Origin of the sequence: Phenylobacterium sp. (assembly GCF_004299445.1) — a bacterium.
Taxonomy (GTDB): Bacteria; Pseudomonadota; Alphaproteobacteria; order Caulobacterales; family Caulobacteraceae; genus Phenylobacterium.
In genome coordinates, this window is the sequence record NZ_SCTC01000010.1 from 18,050 (window position 1) to 36,637 (window position 18,588).

Annotated in this window: 18 protein-coding genes and 1 other RNA gene; 8 read left to right on the plus strand and 11 right to left on the minus strand. The window is 69.0% G+C overall.

Annotated elements, in window-relative coordinates; genetic code table 11:
* Positions 1-25: 25 nt before the first annotated feature.
* Complete coding sequence (locus EPN98_RS03745; protein ID WP_293360518.1) at positions 26-2,143, minus strand: protein-disulfide reductase DsbD domain-containing protein; 2,118 nt, start codon at positions 2,141-2,143, stop codon at positions 26-28.
* 137 nt (positions 2,144-2,280) lie between these two features.
* On the opposite strand from EPN98_RS03745, the gene EPN98_RS03750 reads away from it, so the two are divergent.
* Complete coding sequence (locus EPN98_RS03750; RefSeq protein WP_293360521.1) at positions 2,281-2,673, plus strand: acyl dehydratase; 393 nt, start codon at positions 2,281-2,283, stop codon at positions 2,671-2,673.
* Positions 2,674-2,798: 125 nt separating this feature from the next.
* Here the strand turns inward: EPN98_RS03750 and EPN98_RS03755 are convergent, their stop codons facing one another.
* Entirely contained in the window at positions 2,799-3,596 is a 798-nt protein-coding gene (locus EPN98_RS03755) for a SapC family protein (RefSeq protein ID WP_293360524.1), read from the minus strand.
* A 174-nt stretch (positions 3,597-3,770) separates the two neighbouring features.
* Between EPN98_RS03755 and EPN98_RS03760 the strand changes: the two genes are divergently transcribed.
* The 3 genes from EPN98_RS03760 to EPN98_RS03770 all read left to right on the plus strand — a co-directional run bounded on the left by EPN98_RS03760 (position 3,771) and on the right by EPN98_RS03770 (position 5,718).
* Positions 3,771-4,535, plus strand: a complete 765-nt coding sequence (locus tag EPN98_RS03760; protein ID WP_293360528.1) for a phosphatase PAP2 family protein — start codon at positions 3,771-3,773, stop codon at positions 4,533-4,535.
* Between the two features lie 110 nt (positions 4,536-4,645).
* Positions 4,646-5,251 (plus strand): response regulator, encoded by a 606-nt coding sequence (locus EPN98_RS03765; protein ID WP_293360531.1) that lies wholly within the window; start codon positions 4,646-4,648, stop codon positions 5,249-5,251.
* Positions 5,248-5,718: a hypothetical protein gene (locus EPN98_RS03770; RefSeq protein ID WP_293360534.1), complete on the plus strand. Its 471-nt coding sequence runs from the start codon at positions 5,248-5,250 to the stop codon at positions 5,716-5,718. Before EPN98_RS03765 ends, EPN98_RS03770 begins: the two co-directional genes overlap by 4 nt.
* A gap of 6 nt (positions 5,719-5,724) precedes the next feature.
* Here the strand turns inward: EPN98_RS03770 and EPN98_RS03775 are convergent, their stop codons facing one another.
* The 4 genes from EPN98_RS03775 to EPN98_RS03790 all read right to left on the minus strand — a co-directional run bounded on the left by EPN98_RS03775 (position 5,725) and on the right by EPN98_RS03790 (position 10,731).
* Positions 5,725-6,252: a GNAT family N-acetyltransferase gene (locus EPN98_RS03775; protein ID WP_293360536.1), complete on the minus strand. Its 528-nt coding sequence runs from the start codon at positions 6,250-6,252 to the stop codon at positions 5,725-5,727.
* Complete coding sequence (gene aguB, locus EPN98_RS03780; protein ID WP_293360539.1) at positions 6,249-7,127, minus strand: N-carbamoylputrescine amidase; 879 nt, start codon at positions 7,125-7,127, stop codon at positions 6,249-6,251. Before aguB ends, EPN98_RS03775 begins: the two co-directional genes overlap by 4 nt.
* Positions 7,127-8,116, minus strand: a complete 990-nt coding sequence (locus EPN98_RS03785) for an agmatine deiminase family protein (protein WP_293360542.1) — start codon at positions 8,114-8,116, stop codon at positions 7,127-7,129. Before EPN98_RS03785 ends, aguB begins: the two co-directional genes overlap by 1 nt.
* Before the next feature lie 125 nt (positions 8,117-8,241).
* Entirely contained in the window at positions 8,242-10,731 is a 2,490-nt protein-coding gene (locus EPN98_RS03790; RefSeq protein WP_293360545.1) for a TonB-dependent receptor, read from the minus strand.
* A gap of 234 nt (positions 10,732-10,965) precedes the next feature.
* On the opposite strand from EPN98_RS03790, the gene EPN98_RS03795 reads away from it, so the two are divergent.
* Positions 10,966-12,543 carry a glycosyltransferase family 39 protein gene (locus tag EPN98_RS03795; protein WP_293360548.1) on the plus strand — a complete coding sequence of 526 codons (1,578 nt, stop codon included), beginning with the start codon at positions 10,966-10,968 and terminating at the stop codon, positions 12,541-12,543.
* Here EPN98_RS03795 and msrA read toward each other — a convergent pair.
* Entirely contained in the window at positions 12,509-13,087 is a 579-nt protein-coding gene (gene msrA / locus EPN98_RS03800) for a peptide-methionine (S)-S-oxide reductase MsrA (protein ID WP_293360551.1), read from the minus strand. The genes EPN98_RS03795 and msrA overlap by 35 nt on opposite strands.
* Positions 13,088-13,206: 119 nt before the next feature.
* A complete protein-coding gene (locus EPN98_RS03805; RefSeq protein ID WP_293360573.1) occupies positions 13,207-13,560 on the minus strand; it encodes a phage holin family protein in 354 nt (117 codons plus the stop codon).
* A 170-nt stretch (positions 13,561-13,730) separates the two neighbouring features.
* On the opposite strand from EPN98_RS03805, the gene EPN98_RS03810 reads away from it, so the two are divergent.
* Both EPN98_RS03810 and EPN98_RS03815 read left to right on the plus strand, forming a co-directional pair.
* Positions 13,731-15,491 carry an ATP-binding protein gene (locus tag EPN98_RS03810; protein ID WP_293360554.1) on the plus strand — a complete coding sequence of 587 codons (1,761 nt, stop codon included), beginning with the start codon at positions 13,731-13,733 and terminating at the stop codon, positions 15,489-15,491.
* Between the two features lie 80 nt (positions 15,492-15,571).
* Complete coding sequence (locus EPN98_RS03815; protein ID WP_293360556.1) at positions 15,572-16,462, plus strand: YARHG domain-containing protein; 891 nt, start codon at positions 15,572-15,574, stop codon at positions 16,460-16,462.
* 102 nt (positions 16,463-16,564) lie between these two features.
* On the opposite strand, the gene EPN98_RS03820 is transcribed toward EPN98_RS03815, so the two are convergent.
* The 3 genes from EPN98_RS03820 to ssrS all read right to left on the minus strand — a co-directional run bounded on the left by EPN98_RS03820 (position 16,565) and on the right by ssrS (position 18,157).
* Positions 16,565-17,404, minus strand: a complete 840-nt coding sequence (locus tag EPN98_RS03820; RefSeq protein WP_293360559.1) for a TIGR00282 family metallophosphoesterase — start codon at positions 17,402-17,404, stop codon at positions 16,565-16,567.
* 10 nt (positions 17,405-17,414) lie between these two features.
* The gene (locus tag EPN98_RS03825; RefSeq protein ID WP_293360562.1) at positions 17,415-17,966 is read right to left on the minus strand and encodes a 5-formyltetrahydrofolate cyclo-ligase; all 552 of its coding nucleotides are present in this window, start codon (positions 17,964-17,966) and stop codon (positions 17,415-17,417) included.
* A 29-nt stretch (positions 17,967-17,995) separates the two neighbouring features.
* Positions 17,996-18,157, minus strand: a non-coding RNA gene (ssrS, locus tag EPN98_RS03830) — 6S RNA.
* A 67-nt stretch (positions 18,158-18,224) separates the two neighbouring features.
* Between ssrS and EPN98_RS03835 the strand changes: the two genes are divergently transcribed.
* The coding region (locus tag EPN98_RS03835; protein WP_293360565.1) for a serine hydrolase domain-containing protein at positions 18,225-18,588 on the plus strand (364 nt) is incomplete at its 3' end.

The window sequence follows — 18,588 nt, forward strand, 5'->3', positions numbered from 1 at the left end:
CGGTTCGGCTCCCTGGACGGACGGTTCAACTGGGGCGGCCAGCGGCGTCGATGGCTTTCACCACCACGCCGGAGGTCAGGATCGACGGCAGGATAACGGGATCGCCGCCCTTCGCGCCATACACGAGGTAGAGCGGCACGCCGGCGCGACCGAAGCGGGCCAGCTCGGCGGCGATGGCGCCGTCGCGCTTGGTCCAGTCGGCCTTGAGGTAGACGGCGTTGTTGCGGCTGAGCGCATCCGCGACCGATTTGGTCGACAGCGCGACCCGGTCGTTCACCTGGCAGCTCACGCACCAGGCCGCGGTGTAGTTGACCAGCACCGGGCGGCCCTCGGCCTGCAGCGCGGCGAGACGCTCGGGCGTGTAGGCCTCGGCGTCCAGCTTCGCGGCCTCGGGCGCCGCTTCGGGCAGCGCGTAGGCGGGCCAGAATGCGCCGCCCACAACAGCGGTGGCGGCCAGGACGGTCGCGGCGGCGGCCACGGCGACGGGGCGCCCGCCGGCGGCGCGGCGGCGCTGGGCGATCCCGAACAGCCAGGCGGCCAGGGCCAGGACGACCGCCGCGCCCAGGATGCGCGGCACCGCGTCCGAGCCGATCTGCACCGTCAGCACCCAGACCAGCCAGGCGACGGCGGCGTACATTGGAAACGCCAGCAGCTTCTTGAAGCCGTCCATCCAGGCGCCGGGGCGCGGCAGGCGGTTGATGAGCGCAGGCGCAAAGGCCACGGCGACGAAGGGCGCGGCGAAGCCCAGGCCCAGGGCCAGGAACACGGTGAGCGCCGCGACCGGCGTCTGGGTCAGCGCCCAGCCCAGGGCCGGGCCCATGAAGGGCGCGGTGCAGGGCGCGGCCACGGCCACGGCGAGCGCGCCGGTAAAGAAGCTGCCCGCCAACCCCCCGCGTGACGCCAGGTTCGAGCCGGCGCCCTGCAGCGAGGTCCCCACCTCGAAGACGCCCGAAAGATTCAGGGCCACCAAGAGCATCAGCAGAGCGAGCGCCGCGACGACCGGGGGATCCTGCAGCTGGAAGCCCCAACCCACAGCCGAACCGGCGGCCCGGAGCGCGATGAGCAGCGCCGCCAGACCCAGGAAGGTGGCCAGAACACCGGCCCCGAACGCCAGCCCCTGTCGGCGCGCATCGCCATGGGCGCCGCCGTGGCCGGCCAGCGAGGCGGCCTTCATGGCCAGCACGGGGAAGACGCAGGGCATCAAGTTGAGGATCAGCCCACCGACGAAGGCGAAGGCTGCGGCGGACAGCAGCCCAAGATCGGCGCCGGCGGCGGCCGGGCCGGCCTTCGCCGGCGGCGGCCCAAGGCCGGCGGCGGCCGCGGGCAGCGGTCCCGCCGCGGCGGTCAGCTCATAGCCCTTGCCGGCGACGACGAGCACCCCGCCCAGCTGCTTGGGCGGTGTCGGGCCCTGGAAGTCGTAGCCGGGGGTGATGCTGAGGGTCAGGCCCTCGGGGCCCCGGTCGATCGTCTGCGGCTTGGCGTGGTCGATGACGGTCCCGGCGAACGGGAAGAAGTAGGCCTCGGACAGGTCCGCGCCCTTCAGCGGCGCGCCGGTGATGGCGAGCTTCAGCGCGCCGCCCGCGACCTCGAAGGCGCCGGTCAGGCCCGCAGGCTTCGGCGCGTCGGCCAGCACCTTGGCGATCCTCGGGCCCCAGACGGGATCGGCGGGGGCCGGGCCGGCCGTCACCGGCAGGCTGAGCTCGAGACTCGCGCTCTCGGGGATGCAGATGTCGGCGCAGACCAGGAAGTCGGCCTTCGCCTTGAGCGTCACCGTGGAGCCCACCGCCGCGTTTGTCGGGACGGTCAGCCGGACGGGCAGAATCACCTCGTTCTCATAGCCGTAGTTCACCAGCGGGCCGATCGGCAGCCGATGAGGGACGGGCCAGGTGAAGTCCGAGGCGCTCCAACCGGCGGGCAGGGTCCAGGTCAGCTTGGTGGCCTCGCCGGAATCCCCGGCGTTGCGCCAATAGGTATGCCAGCCCTTCTGGATCTGCTGGCGCAGCGCCACGTCGAGGGTCTGGCCGGGCGTGACGCCCTGAGCCGACGCGACCAGCTCGGCCGTAAGGTGACCGGTGTTGACGGGTTGGGCCGCAGCCATCGCCGGAAGGAGGAGGGCGCACAGCAGGCCCAGCAGAAAACGCATCGTCACCTCAAAGGCCAACCTGCCTTTACCGGCGCTATATGGCGCGTGGATGTCGCGGGCGCAAAGCAAGGCTCGACTCATGGCGTCCGGCGGCCATGATCTTGAGAATCGCGTTCCGCCAGACCAGGAGCCTTCGCTTGCCCGCATCCTTCGACGACATCCAGATCGGCCAGGTGGCTTCGCTGGGCGCTGCAGCCGTCGACGCCGCCGCCCTCGACACCTTCGTGGCCGCCTTCACGCCGGGCTGGACGGTCGACCGGGGCGCGCCCGACGCCATGGTCTTCGCGATCTGGGCCAGGCTCGACGCCATGGCCTCCAGCAACTTCAGCCAGACCAAGCGCCTCGGCGTCGACGCCCTGCGGTGGATGCGCAATCCGCCGCCGGGCGAACTGCTGCGCGGCCGGATGACGGTGATGGCGAAGGATGCGGTCGGCGACGACAAGGGCATCGTCATCGCCCAGCACGACCTGCTCGACGAGGCCGGCCGGCTGGTCTTCTCGTGCCTGACCCGGAGCGTGTTCTCGCGGTGACGGCCCGCCCCTGAGGAAGGTGGCGGTGGGGCCAGGGCGCGGAGTCGGAGCGTGATCGCGACTCCCTCACCCTGGCCGCTCATGCGGCTTGTCCCTCCCCTTCAAGGGGAGGGAGGCATCCGCGGCTAGTTCACGTTGGCGGGCTGCTCAGCGGCGGCCTTGGTCATGGCCAGGGCGATCAGACGGTCCCAGCCGACCAGCGAGTGCATGTGAGCGTAGATCTGGCCCAGCGCGCCGTTGTCGCGCAGCTCGATGAACTTCGCGTGCGGCAGGGCGTTCAGCTTCTCTTCCGAGACGCCGAAGTACTCGGCGATCCGCTGGGGCTCGCCGGGCGTGCCGTCGGGGTTCGCGGGCGTGAAGGTGGCTTCCTTCGTTTCGAACAGGTCCAGGTCCTTCAGGATCTGGACGAAGCCCATCGTACGCTGACGCTCGATCTCGAAGTTGTTGCAGAACTCGATGCAGTTCTTCGTGTACTCGGTCGGCTCGCCCTTCTCGTCGAAGAACGGCATATCGTAGCCCGACTCGACGATGAACTCGGCGTTGCGGTCGATGCACAGCACCATCTGCTTGTTCGCGTCGTCGTTGGCGAACACGAACGGATAGCGGCGCACGTAGGCCGGGATGTAGATGCCGCTTTCGAACGTGCCGTCGTCCTTGACGAACATGTTCTCACCCGAGTTCAGGCCCATCACGGCGATGGGCAGCTTTTCGTCGCCCACGAAGATGATCGGACCGGTCACGGCCGACAGCGGGAACTCGCCCACGGTCAGCGGAATGGCGTGGCCCGCCTTGGCGAAGCTGAACGGACCGTCCATGCGCTTCACGCCGAGCTTGGAGTGGAGTTCCTTCGCCAGCGGCTCGGGCTTGGAATAGAACAGGACGTTACCGGAGAGCTGGCCCGGCACTTGTTGGGCGGTGGTCATCTATCAGCCTTCAGAATTCATGGAGGCGCGACGCTCGGGTCCGGGGGCGTGCGGGCAGACGCGCAAGGTCGCCGCTTCTAGCCGATCCAGCTTTCGCCCGCAAATGTGACGGCGCGCTTGCGCGGGCGCGCGACCAACCCTTCAATCTCCGGCTTCTCTTCCAGGACGTTTCAAGTGCTCCGCTCTCTGCTGACCGCCGCCACGATCTGCGCGCTTTCCGCCTGCGCGACGGCGCCGTCCGACACGCCCGACGATGTGTCGATGGGCCCGCGCGCCACCCAACTGACGGGCTACTTCGCGAGCAATCCGCTGGACGGCAAGGCCATCCTGGGCCCGCCGCCGGCCCCCGACTCCGCGCATGGCAAGGCCGATCGGACGCTCTACGACGAGACCCGCGCGCTGGAGGGCACGGCCCGGTGGAAGACGGCCATCCAGGACAACGACCTCTGGGGCGGCGGCGCGATCAAGCGGTTCTCGTGCGCGTTGGGCGTCGACATCAATGCGACGCAGACCCCCGCGGCCTGGCGCATGCTGCATCGGATGGAGCTGGACGTTCGCACCATCGGCACGCCGGCCAAGGACGCCTACGGGCGCCCGCGTCCGGTGATCGGCAACGACAAGCCGATCTGCGTGCCCCGCGAGGACTGGATGAAGACCAACTCGTCCTATCCGTCGGGCCACGCGATGACCGCGTGGTCGTGGGCGCTGGTGCTGAGCGAGGCGGCGCCGGCGCGGGCCGACGCTCTGCTGACAGTAGGCCGCGAGTCGGGCGAGAGCCGGATGATCTGCGGCGTGCATTTCATTTCCGACGTCGAGGCCGGCCGCACGCTGGGCGCGGCGATGGTGGCGCGATTGCACGCGGACCCGGCGTTCGCCGCCGATCTGGCCCGTGCGAACCGCGAGATGGCCACAGCGAGGGTCAAGCCCCAGGGCTGCTGAGTCTGCGGCGAGCTGCCGCACCCCCGCGTGCGGGCAGTTAATCATTCTCCAAAGGTGCGGCGGATAGCAGTTTCGGGCGCGCCGCAGGGCGTGCGCCGTGTTCGGACCGTATGCCTCTCGTCGCGAAGCCTCTGGCGAAGTTCAACCTGTCGCAGTCGGTGATCCTGCTGCTCGAGCATTCGCGCGCCGAGCAGGACCTGTACGGTCAGATGCTGTTCGGCTTCGGCGGCAAGCAACTCCACCGCTGCCAGACCCGTGAAGAAGCGAAGCTAGTCCTGGCCGGCAATCAGGTCGACCTGATCATTGTCGACGCTCAGCTGGGCCCCGACGACGAGGACGGATACACCTTCGTGCGCGAGCTTCGCCGGTCGGGCGCCGGCTTCGCCTTCCTGCCGGTCGTGATGATCACCGGCCACACGCCCAGCTCGCAGATCACTTTCGCCCGCGACAGCGGCGTGCATTTCGTGGTGCGCAAGCCGGTCAGCCCGGGTGTCCTGCTGGAACGCATCCTGTGGATCGCCCAGGAGGCGCGGCCGATCATCGAGTGCGAGACCTACGTCGGCCCCGACCGTCGATTCCAGCGCCTGGGACCGCCCAAGGGCATTGAAGGACGGCGCGCAGACGATATGGACATGGAGGTGGGCGAACCCGAGGGCCCCGACCTGCACCAGGACGAGATCGATCAGCTCCTCCAACCCAAGAGAGTGGCCCTATGAGCGAGGTCAAGGTCCACAAGGTGCAGTATCGCCTGGCCCGCCAACTCAAGTCGGGCGCGATGATTTCGACCGCCACCGCCCTTGGCGTGGCGAAGGACCGCGTGAAGAAGATCGAGCCGAAGGTCCTGGCGGCCATCGAAGAGGAGTTCGCCCGGCAGGACGCGGCGTTTGCCGACCTGAAGCAGGGCGAAGCGATCGGGCTGATCCGGATGTACGGCTCGACCAACCGGCTCCTGGGGCTGGCAGGCGGGGCGCACCGGCTGGAGAACATGGGCAAGGCCGCGCTCAGCCTCTGCGATCTCCTGGACGCCCAGAACGGCGTCGTGCCCGCCGATCTGCGGCCGATCCGGGTTCACCTCGACGCGCTGCGTATCCTGAAGACCGACCTTGACGAGCGCGATCAGGCCATCGTGCTGGCCGGCCTCACGAAGGTGCGGACACACAAGGCGCAGCAGGCCAGCGACTGAGGCGGTCTAGGGCCGCTTCGCCGCGAACACGACGTGCCGGCGCAGAGGATGATCCTCCGGCAGGACGGTGTGGACGAAGTCGCGGGCCGGGTCGTGGGCCATCCCGATCCTTCGCATCACCGCCTGCGAGCGGACGTTCGTGGCGGCGGTCCAGGCCAGGATCTCGTGCGTGTCGAGATTGGCGAAGCCCCAGTTCAGCGCGGCCTGCGCGCCTTCGGTGGCTAGGCCCGTCCCTTGCGCATCGGGCGACAACCGCCAGCCCAGTTCCAGCGCGATGGGCGCCGGCCCGGCCGTGTTACGGCGCAATCCGATCATGCCGACCAGCCGGCTGTCCGCCTTCCGCTCGGCGGCCCAGAAGCCGAAGCCGTCAGCGGCGATCTGGGCGTTGATGCGGTCCAGCGTGGCGTCCGACTGTTGGCGCGTGATCGGCCCGCCCAGCCATTCGTTGACGCGCGGATCACCGTTAATAGCGGCGAACGCCTCGCGGTCGGACTCGCGGAAGGCGCGCAGGATCAGGCGGTCGGTCTCGATCATGCCGGACGGGCTCCGACAAGGCTCCCGTACAGGTCCGTACGACGGTCGCGGAAGAAACCCCAGGCGGCGCGATGGGTCTTCAGGAAGTCGAGGTCGAACGACGCCTGCAGGACGCCTTCGTCCTCGCGGCCCAGCGCGGCCACCAGGTCGCCCCGGTGGTCGGCGATGAAGCTCGAGCCATAGAACTGCTGTCCGCCGTTGGGATAGCCGTCCCAGGGTTCGAACCCGGTGCGGTTGGCGCCGATCACGGGGATCACATTGGAGACGGCGTGTCCCTGCATCGCGCGCCGCCAGGGCGCGGCGGTGTCGAGCGTGGGGTCGTGCGGCTCCGAGCCGATGGCCGTCGGATAGAACAGGACCTCGGCGCCCATAAGGGCCATGGCCCGCGCGCACTCGGGGTACCACTGGTCCCAGCAGATGCCGACGCCCACACGGCCGAAGCGGGTGTCCCAGACCTTGAAGCCGGTGTCGCCCGGCCGGAAGTAGTACTTCTCCATGTAGCCGGGGCCGTCGGGGATGTGGCTCTTGCGGTAGACCCCCATCAGCGACCCGTCCGCATCGGCCATCACCAGGCTGTTGAAGTAGTGCGGCCCCTCGCGCTCGAAGATCGAGATCGGGATCACCACGCCCAACTCCCCCGCCAGCGGCGCCAGCGCCCTCACCGCCGGGTGCTCGCGCCAGGGATAGGCGGTCTCGAACCACCGCTCCTCCTGGGCCACGCAGAAATAGGGGCCCTGGAACAGCTCGGACGGCAGGATCACCTGCGCGCCCTGCCCGGCCGCCTGGCGGATGAAGTCGGCGGTCTTGGCGATGTTGGCCGCCATGTCCGGGCCGTACGAGGTCTGGATCGCGGCGACGTTGATGGTGCGGGGCATCAGGCCGGCTCCTGCTGGGTGATGCAGTGGAAGGATCCGCCGCCGGTCAGGATGGCGATGGACGGAAGCCCGATCACCTCGCGGTCGGGGAACACCTGCTTCAGCACCTCGACGGCGAATTCGCCGGGACGCTTCTCATAGATGGGCACGATCACCGCCTTGTTGGCGATCAGGAAGTTCATGTGGCTGGCCGGGATCGGGCCGTCTTCGCCGTCGATCCAACCCGGCGACGGAATACGGATCACCTTCAGCTTCTCGCCGTTGGCGTCGGTCATCGAGGCCAGCCGCCGGGCTGCATCGTCATAGGCCTCGGCGTTGGGATCGCCGCGGCCCCAGGCCACCGGGATGGCCACCGTCGCCGGCGCGACGAACCGGGCCAGGTTGTCCACGTGGCCGTCAGTGTGGTCGTTGCGCAGGCCTTCGCCCAGCCACAGCACCTTGCGGGCGCCCAGGCTGTGGCGCAGCGCGTCCTCGGCGGCCTCGGCGGTCCAGCCGGGATTGCGGTTCCTGTTCAGCAGGCACTGGTCGGTGGTGAGGATCGTGCCCGCGCCATCGTGGTCGACCGCGCCGCCTTCCAGGATGAAGTCGTTCATCACCAGGGGCGCCCCGGCCGCCTCGGCGATCTGGTGGGCGACCGTGTCGTCGTGCTCCAGGCTGTACTTGCCGCCCCATCCGTTGAACCGGAACCCGTTGGCTTGGCCGCCAGCGAAGATCGGCCCGGTGTCGCGCAGCCAGATGTCGCCGAAGCGGCCCTGCACCAGCTCCACGCCTGGCACGTCGCCCAGCATCTCGCGGGCGACGGCCTCGCCGCCCGGATGTCCGGTCATCACGCGCACGCGCTCTCCTCCGGGGCCGGCCAGCGCCCGCGCGAGGTCGGCCACCTCGGCCTGAGCGGCGTCCAGGTCATCCTGCCAGAGGTCCGCATGGCTGGGGAAACCCAGCCACATGGCTTTGTGCGGCGCCCATTCCGGCGGAACGACGAAGGTCATCTCAGCACCCATCTGCCAAAGCGCGCGCATGTGGCCCCCGCGCAGGGTTGCGTCAAGCGACCCCCAAACGAAAGGGGCGGCTGCGTCGCCGCAGCCGCCCCCCGCAGTTCAGGACCTGACGCGCGTTAGAACGAGGCGTGCAGGGTCGCGATGAAGCTCCGGCGATAGCCAGGCTGACCCAGCGCCGTACCGGTGAGGTTCGGCGTGATGTCGCCCAGGTAGCGCTTGTTGAAGGCGTTGCGGACGTTGAACTGGATGTAGGTGTTGTTCCCCATGGCATCGAGGCCCGGGATTTCGCTCAGCTTGAAGCGGGCGTCGAAATCGACCAGCTCGTAGCCGCGGAACTTCTCGGTGTTGACGAGGTTCGTCCAGCGGTCGCCGACCCACTTCGCCTGGGCGCCGAGGCTCAGCCATTCCGTCGGCTCGTACTGGACCCGGGCGCCGCCCTGATGCTTGGGCGTTTCATACACGCTCTTGCCCTTGGTCGGCAGGATGCCGGCCACGGCGTTCGGGATGTTGTCCAGGATCTCGGAGTCGATGAACGAGTACGACGCGTAGAAGCTGAACTCCTCCACCGGCTTCCAGCCCAGCTGGAGGTCGAGGCCCTTGTTCCGCACGTCGCCGACGTTCTGCGAGAACGCCACGCCCGAGGGCTCGTCCAGCACGCGCTCGATGCGGTTGGAGAAGTCGGTCAGGTAGATGGCGCCGGCGATCATCAGCTGAGGCGTCTGGTAGCGAACGCCCAGATCGTAGGTCTTCGACCGTTCCGGGCCCGGATCGACCAGGATCTGGTCGTACAGGTCGTCCGTACGCGGCACCGACAGGGTCTCAGCGTAGCTGACGTAGACCGACAGGTCGTCGGTGAACTCGTAGCTGGCGCCCAGGTTCGGCAGCACGTCGTCGTACTTGCGGGTGAACGAGCGCGGGTTGCCGTACCGCAGCGCGGCGTTGCTGTTCAGCGTCGCGGCCGGGAAGGTCACCAGCGGGCGGCCCGTGCCGTCGTTGGTGCCGGGGACCGGCGTGCCGACCTGGGTGGTGCAGTAGGCGTTGAACGTGTTCTGCTGGAAGCAGTAGTTGTTCAGGTCGCGCTTGAAGAACGGAGCGCGGACGCCGACGTTCAGCAGCAGCTTCTCTTCCATGAACCGGCCGCGCCATTCGGCGGCGACCTGGTTCAGCATGGCGACCGAAAGGCGGTCACGACGGCGCAGGTTGGTGCCGTCGGGCAGCGTGACCTGACGGCCTTCGCCGTCCTTGCCGCCGAAGACGTTCTCAGGCACGCCATCCTGCCCGATGAAGCCGACGTCGCCGGTCTGGCGGTGCTTGGCGCGGTCATAGGTATAGGCCAGGCGGACGCTCTGGTTGTCGGCGAACTTCCAGATCAGCGAGGTGGTGAGGCCGTAGCGGCGGGTGTTGGTGGTGTTCGGCCGGTACAGATAGACGCGGTCCAGGATATCGCCGTCGCCGTTCAGGTCGACGCCCGCGGCCGTGGAGTTGCCACGCAGCTGCGGATCGTTTTCGGCGAAGATCTGCGCGCCGCCGCCGTTGGCCAGCACGTACTGGAACGACGGGTCGAACGTGAGCGTGATGTCGTCGCTGAGCTTCCAGCTCGACAGACCCCGGATGTTGCCGGTGTTCGACGGGTTGATGCTGTACTCGAAGAAGTTGCTCGGGCAGAGCGTCGCGCCCGAGTTGTCCACCTGCGCGCCTGCGCCAGGAGTCGGACGCGAGCAGACCGAAGGCGCGACGATGCTGGTGTCCGGCGCGCCGGCCGCGGTCAGGCCCTGGCGCTGGAAGGTCGCCAGGCTGATGCGGTTGATGAAGTTGTTGCGGTTTTCATTGTAGTTGAAGATCAGGCTGGCCTGACCGATGTCGCCGAAGTCCTGATCGATCCGCGCGTTGAACTGCTTCTTCTCGATGCCGCCGGGCGCCGGGATCGGCGAGTTGTGGGGCCGGAAGTGATCGTACTTCTGGTACATGCCCGAGATCCACATCCGGGTCCCGAACGGGCCGACCGCGCCGCTGTTGATGGTGGCGTAGTAGCGCTGCATGTCTTCGCTGCCGACGCCGACCTCGGCGCGGACGCCGAAGTCCTGCGTGGCGCGCTTGGTCACGTAGTTGACGGTGCCGCCGGCGGCCGCGGCCGTCGGGCTGTCGACGTCGGTCGTGCCCAGGTTCACGGTCACGCGCTCAATCAGGTCGGGCTCGAGCTGCTGGTTCGGGAAGACGGCATAGTTGCCGGAGTCGTTCAGCGGAACGCCGTCCTGAACGACCGCGACGCGCTGCGAGTCGAAGCCGCGGATAACGAAGTCGCCGCCGGCCGAGCCGTAGGCGTCGTTGTTGGTGAAGTTGACCGACGGCAGCAGGTTGATCGAGTCGAGGATCGACTGACCCGGCGCTTGGCGGCTGATGAACTCAGCGGTGATCCCGACGCGCGACTTGGGCTCTTCGATCGCCATGATGGCGCCGTCGAGGTTGCGCGGTCCGGTGGACCCGGTGACGACCAGCTCTTCGACGAGGGCCGTACCCGTGGATTGGGCGAACGCTTGGCCGGACACCAGCAGGCCCGTGGCCAGCGCGGTCGTCGCGCAGAGCGCTCGGCTCAGTTTGAGTTTCATGTAGTAACCCCTTCTAAAGACCCTTAGCGATGGGGCGCCCCTGGCCCCGGGTCTTGTCCGCCCTATAGCCGCAAAAATCCGGACGTTGGTGACTGTTTTGCGACGGTTGGCGCGTCGGTGTCATACTGAGGCGATTGTGCATCACCCCCTTGCAACACAGCTCAAAACCCGCGCGATCGGGGGTGGCCGTCGTCAACCGCAAGGACTAGGGCTTGGCGCCGTCGGAAGCACAATATGTCACCTGCCCTGAGATCGCCAACGACCGGAGACGATCTGCGGTCGGCGCTGATGCTGACCCTGGCGCTGACCGCTGCGCGGCTGGTGGCGCTCTTCAGCACGCCGCTCGAGCTCTATCCCGACGAGGCCCAGTACTGGCTTTGGTCGCGCACCCTGGACTTCGGCTACTATTCGAAGCCGCCGGTGATCGCCTGGGCGATCTGGGCCACCACCGCCGTGGGCGGCGACGCCGAGGCCTGGGTTCGGCTGTCGGCGTGTCTGTTCCAGGGCGGCGCGACTGTCGTCGTGTTCCTGATCGCACGCCGGCTCTACGACGGGGCCACGGGTCTGGCGGCCGCGGCGCTCTATGGCCTGATGCCCGGCATCCAGCTCTCGGCCCTGGTCGCGGCCACCGATGCGCCGCTGCTGTTTTTCCTGGGCCTTTCGGTGCTGGCCTATGTGGCGCACCTGCAGGCGACCGACGCGCGGCGCCGGCTGCTGCTGGCGGTGGGATTCGGGGCCGCGCTGGGGTTGGCGTTCTTGTCGAAGTATGCGGCGGTCTATGTCGTCATCGGCCTGGCGGCGCACCTGCTGGCCTCGGCCGAGGCGCGGCGGGCGTGGACCCCCATCACGGCAGGGGCGGCGATGCTGGCGACAGCTGCGGTCCTGGCGCCTAACCTGGCCTGGAACGCCACCCACGGCTTCGCCACCTTCCAGCACACCGCCGCCAATGCCGCCTGGAGCGGGGTTCAGCTGTTCAACCTGGCGGAGGCCGGGACATTCCTGGTCTCTCAGTTCGGCGTCTTCGGGCCGATCCCCATGGGCGCGCTGATCGCCGGCGTCGGGATCGCGGCGGCCCGCAGGCGGCTGTCGCAGCCCGACCTGCTGCTGCTCTGCTTCACGCTGCCGCCGCTGCTGATCGTGACGGTCCAGGCCTTCATCAGCCGCGCCAACGCCAACTGGTCAGGGGCCGCCTACCTCACAGGGACGATCCTGGTCGCGGCCTGGCTACTGCGGTGGCGGGCGCGGCGCTGGCTGGTCGCGGCGATTGCGCTGCAGGGGTTCGTCGCGGCGTTCTTCCTGGCGGCGGTGATCTCGCCGGCGCTGGCCGACCGGGTGGGGCTGGCCAACGGCTTGAAGCGCGCCCGGGGCTGGTCGCAGACCGCCGACCTGATCCTGGACCGCGCCTTCCGCGAGCCAGGGCTGACGGCCATCGCGGTCAACAACCGCTTCCTGTTCTATTCGACCGCCTACTACGGCCGCGAACGCCTGACCGAACTGGGCGTGCCTTTGGCCAGCTGGCTCCTGATGGAGGGCCCGCGCAATCAGGCCGAGACGGCGGCGCCCCTGACGCCGGCGATCGGCGGCCATGTGCTGATGGTGTCGTACGAAGGCTGGCGGCGCAGCGAGATGCAGGCCGACTTCGAAGCCGCCTCAGGCCTCGAAATCGGCAGCGTCTGGCTGGACCGCAAGCACAAGCGCCGGATCGAGATGTTCACGGGCCGAGGCTTCCGCCCCAGCCCGCGAGATCCGGTCACGGGCCTGCCCAGGGCCCCGGTCGTCAGCGTCCCGCCTGGGCGCCCCACACCACCCTGAGCACCCGGTCGCGGCCGCAGCCGACGCGGTAGCGCTCGTAGTGGGCCGGGTTCTTCTTGGCGAAGTCCTGGTGATAGCCCTCGGCGTTCCAGAACGGCGCGGCGTTGCGGGTGGTCACCGTGATCGTGGCGCCCAGTTCCTTGGCGTACTTGGCCTTGGCCGCCTCGGCCACAGCCCGCTCCTCAGCGTTCGCGGTGAACACGGCCGTGCGATAGGACGGCCCGGTGTCGCAGATCTGGCCCCGCGGATCGGTGGGGTCGATGTTGTGGTAGAAGCGGTCGACCAGCTGGGCATAGGTGATCTTGGCCGGGTCGTAGGTGACCTTCACGGCTTCCAGATGGCCGGCGTGGTTCTCATAGGTCGGATTGGCCGACGTGCCGCCCGAATAGCCGCTGACCGCGGCGGTGACGCCCGGCGTGGCCTCGAAGAACTTCTCAACCGACCAGAAGCAGCCGCCGGCGAAGACCGCCGTCTTGGTGGCCGCCTGGGCCTGGCTCGCGATCAGGGCCGCGGCGAGCGCGGCGGCGATGGCTAGGGGTTTCATGGACAAAAGCATTCCTCACGTCTTGCCCGCCCGGCAAGCGCCAATGACCCGCAATACGTGAGCATCGCTGTGGCGGCTTCAAGGCCAAGGCTGCGAGAACAGCCTCGCCATTCGCCGCCCTAGGCGCGGTCGTCCCGGATCACCATGCCGCCGATCCAGCTGGCGACGCCGGTGATGATCGCCGCCATGATCCCGGCGAACAGCCCGCGCACATCGAAGCCGCCCAGCATCAGGTCGACGAGACCGATCATCATCGCGTTCACGATCAGCAGGAACAGGCCCAGCGTCACGATGGTCAGCGGCAGGGTCAGGATCGTCACGATCGGCCGCACGAAGGCGTTCACCACCCCCAGCAGCAAAGCCGCCACGACCAGGGTCCCGGTGTTGGCCACATAGATGCTGCCACGCAGCAGCACCGACGCGACCCAGAGACCCAGGGCGGCGAACACCGCCCGGACCAGGAACTTGGCCAACATCCGAACCCTCCTCGCGACACGCTCTGGCGGAGCCTAGACCGCGCCGACGGGCCTGGGGAGGCCCCAAGCGCTCCCGTCGTTCGCTGAACGCACTCAGGCAACAAGGGTCCATTCACACTTGTCGTGCAGAGTTCTGCGTCATTGCGCCGCACATGCCGGGTGCGCGCGTGGATTTTGGGGACGGCGCCACTGTGTTTGGCAAGCTGAAGGGTCTGCTCGACGAGAGGCTCGACGCCGTGGCGGCGACGTCGCGGCATATGTTCTTCGTCCGCCTCTGGATCGGCGCCGGGACAACGTTCCTGACCGCCTATACCTACGGCGTTCACATCGGCGCGATCTGGCTGGCCGCCTTCCTGGCCACCGAGACCTTCAACCGCCTGGTTACGAGCCCCGCGGTGGCGGGGACGCTCCTGAGCCCCCTTCGCCGGCTGGCGTACGTGGCGGGCATGGCCGCCTCCAGCCTGCTCTGGTGCGGGCTTGCCGTCCTCTACTGGACGAATGGGCAGGAGCCGTTCCGCCTCACCGCGATGGCGGTGCTGGCGGGGATCCTGGTGCATGCCCAAGGCTTCTCGTTCCGATCGCCCGCGGCCCTGGCGGCCATGGGCGTCGCCCCGGCCACCCTCTGGTTCGTGCTGCCCGCGGCGTTCGGCGGCTTTTCCGGGACGCCGCTGATCACGCTGACCATCGCCCTCATCCTGCTGCTGGCCTATGTGGCCGCCAGCGCGCGGGCCAATCTGCGCACCGCAAACGCTCTGGCGGCGGCCGAGCGCGCGGCGGTCGCGGCGAACGATGCGAAGTCGGCGTTCCTGGCCATGATGAGCCACGAGCTGCGCACGCCGCTGAACGGCGTGTTGGGAATGGCGCGGGCGCTGTCGCGGACCGAGCTCGACCGCCGCCAACAGGGTTACGTCGACACCATCCTGCGCTCCGGCGACGGCCTGATGGCCATCCTCAACGACGTGCTCGACATGTCGAAAATCGAGGCCGGCCGCATGGACCTGGAGGTCGGGGCCTTCGATCTGGCCGCCCTGGGCGAACAGACCGTCGAGCTGTGGGCCGAGGGCGCCGCGGCCAAGAGTCTGACGTTGACCTGCAAGGTCGAACCCGGCCTGCCCGAGCTGGTTCTGGGCGATGAGCACCGGGTGCGCCAAATCCTGATGAACCTCGTCTCCAACGCGCTGAAGTTCACCGAGAAGGGCTCGGTCACCATCCGTCTGCGCGCCGCCCCGGCCGCGGACGGCGACGGCGGCGTCGAGATCGTGGTGGCCGACACCGGCGTCGGCATGACCCACGAGCAGGTGACCACGTTGTTCAACCCCTATGTTCAGGCCGAGGCGTCGACGGCCCGCGTCTATGGCGGGACGGGGCTGGGCCTCGCGATCTGCCGCAAGCTGGCGGCGATGATGGGCGGCGACATTTCGGTGATGAGCGACCGTGGCCAGGGGTCGGCCTTCCGCGTCTGGCTGCCGCTGCCGGCCGCGGAGGCGGCCAACGCCCCGGCCGAGGACTACGAAGGCCTGCCGACGCTGCGCATCCTGGTGGCCGACGACAACCCCATCAACCAGGCCGTCGCCCGCGCCGTTCTGGAGGCCGCCGGCGCCGTGGTCGAGACCTGTTCCGACGGCGCCCAGGCGCTGGAGCGGCTGCGCGTCGAGGCGTTCGACGTGGTTCTGATGGACGTCCACATGCCCAACATGGACGGCATCGAGACCGTGGGCCGCCTGCGCGACGGGCAGGCCGGGCGCTCCGATATCCCCGTCGTGGCCCTTACGGCCGACGCCATGCCCGGCGAGGAAGGCCGCCTGAGGGCGCTGGGCTTCGACGCCCTGCAGCACAAGCCAGTCCAGCCCGCAGCCCTGATCGCCGCGATCATGGAGGTGCTGGACACGCCCCGGTCCGTCGGCGCAGCGGACGAAGCGGCGGCCTAGAGGAACAACCTTCCCGCGTCATGGCCCGCCTGACGATCGAGCGCAGGTGATGCTATGTCAGTCCCGACAAGGGAGCGGGCATGGTCGACGTCGTCATTTCCTACGGGCGCGAGCAGGAGCCGATGGCCGCCAACGTGGCGCGCGCGCTGGAGGCTGACGGCTACTCCGTCTGGTGGGACCACGACATCCCCGCCCACAAGGCCTACGCCACCCTGATCGAGGAGAAGTTCCAGGCGGCCAAGGCGGTCATCGTCATATGGTCGCCCGCTGCGGTGAAGTCCGAGTGGGTGCGCGCCGAAGCCGATCTAGCGCGATCGCAGCAAAAGCTGATCCAGGTGGCGGTCGAGGGGACGATCCCGCCGCTGCCGTTCAGCCAGATCCAGTTCGCGCCGCTGCAGGCCTGGGACGGCACGCCCGACCATCCCGAGTGGCGTCGCGTTCGCGCCAGCCTCAAGACCCTGTGTGGCGAAGGGGCCGAACCTCGCCCCCAGCCGATGCCGCCGCCCGCGCCGCCGCGGCCCAACCCGCCCACGACGCAGCGCCGGTCCACCGTCCTTGCAGCGGTTATCGGAGGCCTGGTCGCGGCCGCCGTCGCGCTCATGGTCGCCCGCCAACAACCGCAGGCTCCTGCGCCGCAGCCCGTTCCGATCAATCCTGCGCCGACGCCTCAGCCGACGCCCGCCCCAAGGCCCCCGCCGCCGGCCGCGGAGGCGCGGCTGGGCGACTTCCTGCTGCCGCAGTCCAGCGCGCAGCCCCTGTCGCCGGACGCCATCGCCGGCCTCGACAAGGCCCAGCTGCGGATCGCCCGCAACGAGATCTACGCCCGGCACGGTCGCATCTTCAAAAGCCCCGACCTGGCGGCCCATTTCGCGAAGTTCGCCTGGTACAGACCCGTCGCCGACGAGGTGACGCTATCGCCCGTCGAGCAGGCCAATGTCAGCCTGCTCCAAGAGGCCGAAGCCAGCCGTTAGCGCCACAGGCGCATTCGTTTCGAACCACGGATTTGATCGCGGCGGCCCGCACGGCTCCCATCCGTGCAATCCGCGGTTCCAGACTGAAGGGCGCTAACGCGCCTACTCGGCCGCGACCCGGTCCAGCCGCGGCACCGACTGCGACAGCCGCCCGCCCACGCGGATCGGCTCGATGCGGCGCGCCAGCCCGGTCTTCGGGTCGGTCTCCACGAACACGCCGCATACGGTGGCCGGGCCCTCGGCGGGCTTGTAGCGGCCCCCCGGGATGCGGGTGGTGAACCGGCGCAGCGGCTCTTCCTTCTGGTTGCCGATCACGCTGTCGTAGTCGGCGCAGGCGCCCGCGTCGGTCTGGTACGCCGTACCGCCCACCAGGATCTGGCCATCCGCCGTCGGCACGTGGGTATGGGTGCCCACCACCAGGCTGGCGCGACCGTCGCAGAAGTGGCCCATCGCCATCTTCTCGGACGTGGCCTCGGCGTGCATGTCCACCACGACGGCGTCGGCGACCATGCCCAGCGGCGCGGACTCCAGCGCCCGATCGACTGCGGCGAACGGATCGTCCAGCGCGTCCATGTGCACCCGGCCCAGCACGTTCACCACCAGGATCCGCTTGCCTGCAGGGGTTTCGAACAGGTTCGATCCGCGCCCGGGCACGTCCGAGAATTCGGAGTAGTTCGCCGGCCGGATCAGCCGCGGCTCGCGCACGATGTAGGTCAGCGCTTCCTTCTGGTCCCACGAGTGGTTGCCCAGGGTCAGGCAATCGGCGCCGGCGTCGAATAGTTCGCGGGCCGTGCCCTCGGTGATTCCGAAACCCGCCGCAGCGTTCTCGGCGTTGACGATCACGAACTCCAGCTGCAGCTCGCGGCGCAGCGCCGGCAGGTGCTCGGCCAGGCCCTCGCGACCCGAACGGCCGACCACATCTCCAAAAAAGGCGAACCTCATCCCCGGGTCCTTACCCGAACTCGAGGTATTCCGTCTCGGTCAGTATGGCGTCGAGGCGCTGATCGTGCGGCTCCATGGGGATTTCCGGCAGTTCCTGGCCCGCGAACGCCAGCCCGACGACGAAGATCGTCTTCTTGCGGCGAAGGTGGGCCAGGGTGCGGTCATAGTGGCCCCCGCCCTGCCCCAGCCGTCCGCCCCGGCGGTCGAACGCCAGCAGCGGGGCGAACACCACATCCGGCAGAACCGCCGCTGCGCTCACGTCAGGCGCCGGGATGCCCAGGGCGTCGGGGACCAGCGCCTCGCCGGTCATGTGCCGTCGGAAGATCAGCGCCCCCTGCCGCGACTGGGCCACGGGCAGGCAGACCGACCCCGCAGCCACCCGCGTGCGCAGCGGCGTCGGGTCGATCTCGGAGCCGGCAGGATGATACAGCGCGACGATCCCGCCACCGGGGCGGCCGGGCCACAGCGCGGCAGCCCGTTGTCCAGCGTCAGGCGCTGCAGCCGCCAGCTTGCGCCTCAGGCTGCGCAACTGCGCCCGAAGCGCCGTCTTGTCAGAGGTCACGAAGCGCTCCGCGAAGACGGAGGAAGGGTGGCGGCGCCGCAAGAGCCGTGAAGGACTGTTTCATTCCCTCGACCTGGTTAGACCAGGTGGGCGCCGTGTGCCCAGGACCACGATCCCAGGCAGGGACAGCTCCCTATGAGTGAATTAAGGTCGCTGGAATATGTCGCCTTCGACGAGAGCCGCAGCAGGACCCGCCGAGGTGCAACGTAAGGCCGCGAGCGCGCAGTCTCAAGCGCCGCCGCAGCAATCGGGGGGAATATGGCGTCGCAGACGATCCAGGACGTTCTAAGCGAGGCGGTGGCCAAGGGCGTGGCGCCCGGCCTGACCGCCGCGGTCGCCCATGCCGATGGCCGCGACAGCGTCTACGCGGCGGGCGTGCGCGGGGTGGCCGATCCCACGCCGATGTCGCCGGACGATGTCTTCTGGATCGCCTCCTGCACCAAAGCCATCACCTCGGCCGCGGCGCTGCAGCTGGTCGAGCGCGGAATCCTCGACCTGGATGCGCCGGTGGCCGAACGCCTGCCTGGTCTCGCCGCGCCGCAGGTTCTGGAGGGCTTCGGCGACGACGGCAGCCCGCGCGTCCGCCCGGCCCGCGCGCCGATCACCCTGCGCCGCCTGCTCA

Bases quoted from the DNA above. Each gene is read 5' to 3' on its own strand.
- EPN98_RS03815 (WP_293360556.1), top strand. From the start codon at position 15,572: ATGGTCGACGTCGTCATTTCCTACGGGCGCGAGCAGGAGCCGATGGCC.
- aguB (WP_293360539.1), bottom strand. From the start codon at position 7,127: ATGCCCCGCACCATCAACGTCGCCGCGATCCAGACCTCGTACGGCCCG.
- EPN98_RS03775 (WP_293360536.1), bottom strand. From the start codon at position 6,252: ATGATCGAGACCGACCGCCTGATCCTGCGCGCCTTCCGCGAGTCCGAC.
- EPN98_RS03820 (WP_293360559.1), bottom strand. From the start codon at position 17,404: ATGAGGTTCGCCTTTTTTGGAGATGTGGTCGGCCGTTCGGGTCGCGAG.
- EPN98_RS03745 (WP_293360518.1), bottom strand. From the start codon at position 2,143: ATGCGTTTTCTGCTGGGCCTGCTGTGCGCCCTCCTCCTTCCGGCGATG.
- EPN98_RS03795 (WP_293360548.1), top strand. From the start codon at position 10,966: ATGTCACCTGCCCTGAGATCGCCAACGACCGGAGACGATCTGCGGTCG.
- EPN98_RS03785 (WP_293360542.1), bottom strand. From the start codon at position 8,116: ATGACCTTCGTCGTTCCGCCGGAATGGGCGCCGCACAAAGCCATGTGG.
- EPN98_RS03790 (WP_293360545.1), bottom strand. From the start codon at position 10,731: ATGAAACTCAAACTGAGCCGAGCGCTCTGCGCGACGACCGCGCTGGCC.
- EPN98_RS03755 (WP_293360524.1), bottom strand. From the start codon at position 3,596: ATGACCACCGCCCAACAAGTGCCGGGCCAGCTCTCCGGTAACGTCCTG.
- msrA (WP_293360551.1), bottom strand. From the start codon at position 13,087: ATGAAACCCCTAGCCATCGCCGCCGCGCTCGCCGCGGCCCTGATCGCG.
- EPN98_RS03770 (WP_293360534.1), top strand. From the start codon at position 5,248: ATGAGCGAGGTCAAGGTCCACAAGGTGCAGTATCGCCTGGCCCGCCAA.
- EPN98_RS03765 (WP_293360531.1), top strand. From the start codon at position 4,646: ATGCCTCTCGTCGCGAAGCCTCTGGCGAAGTTCAACCTGTCGCAGTCG.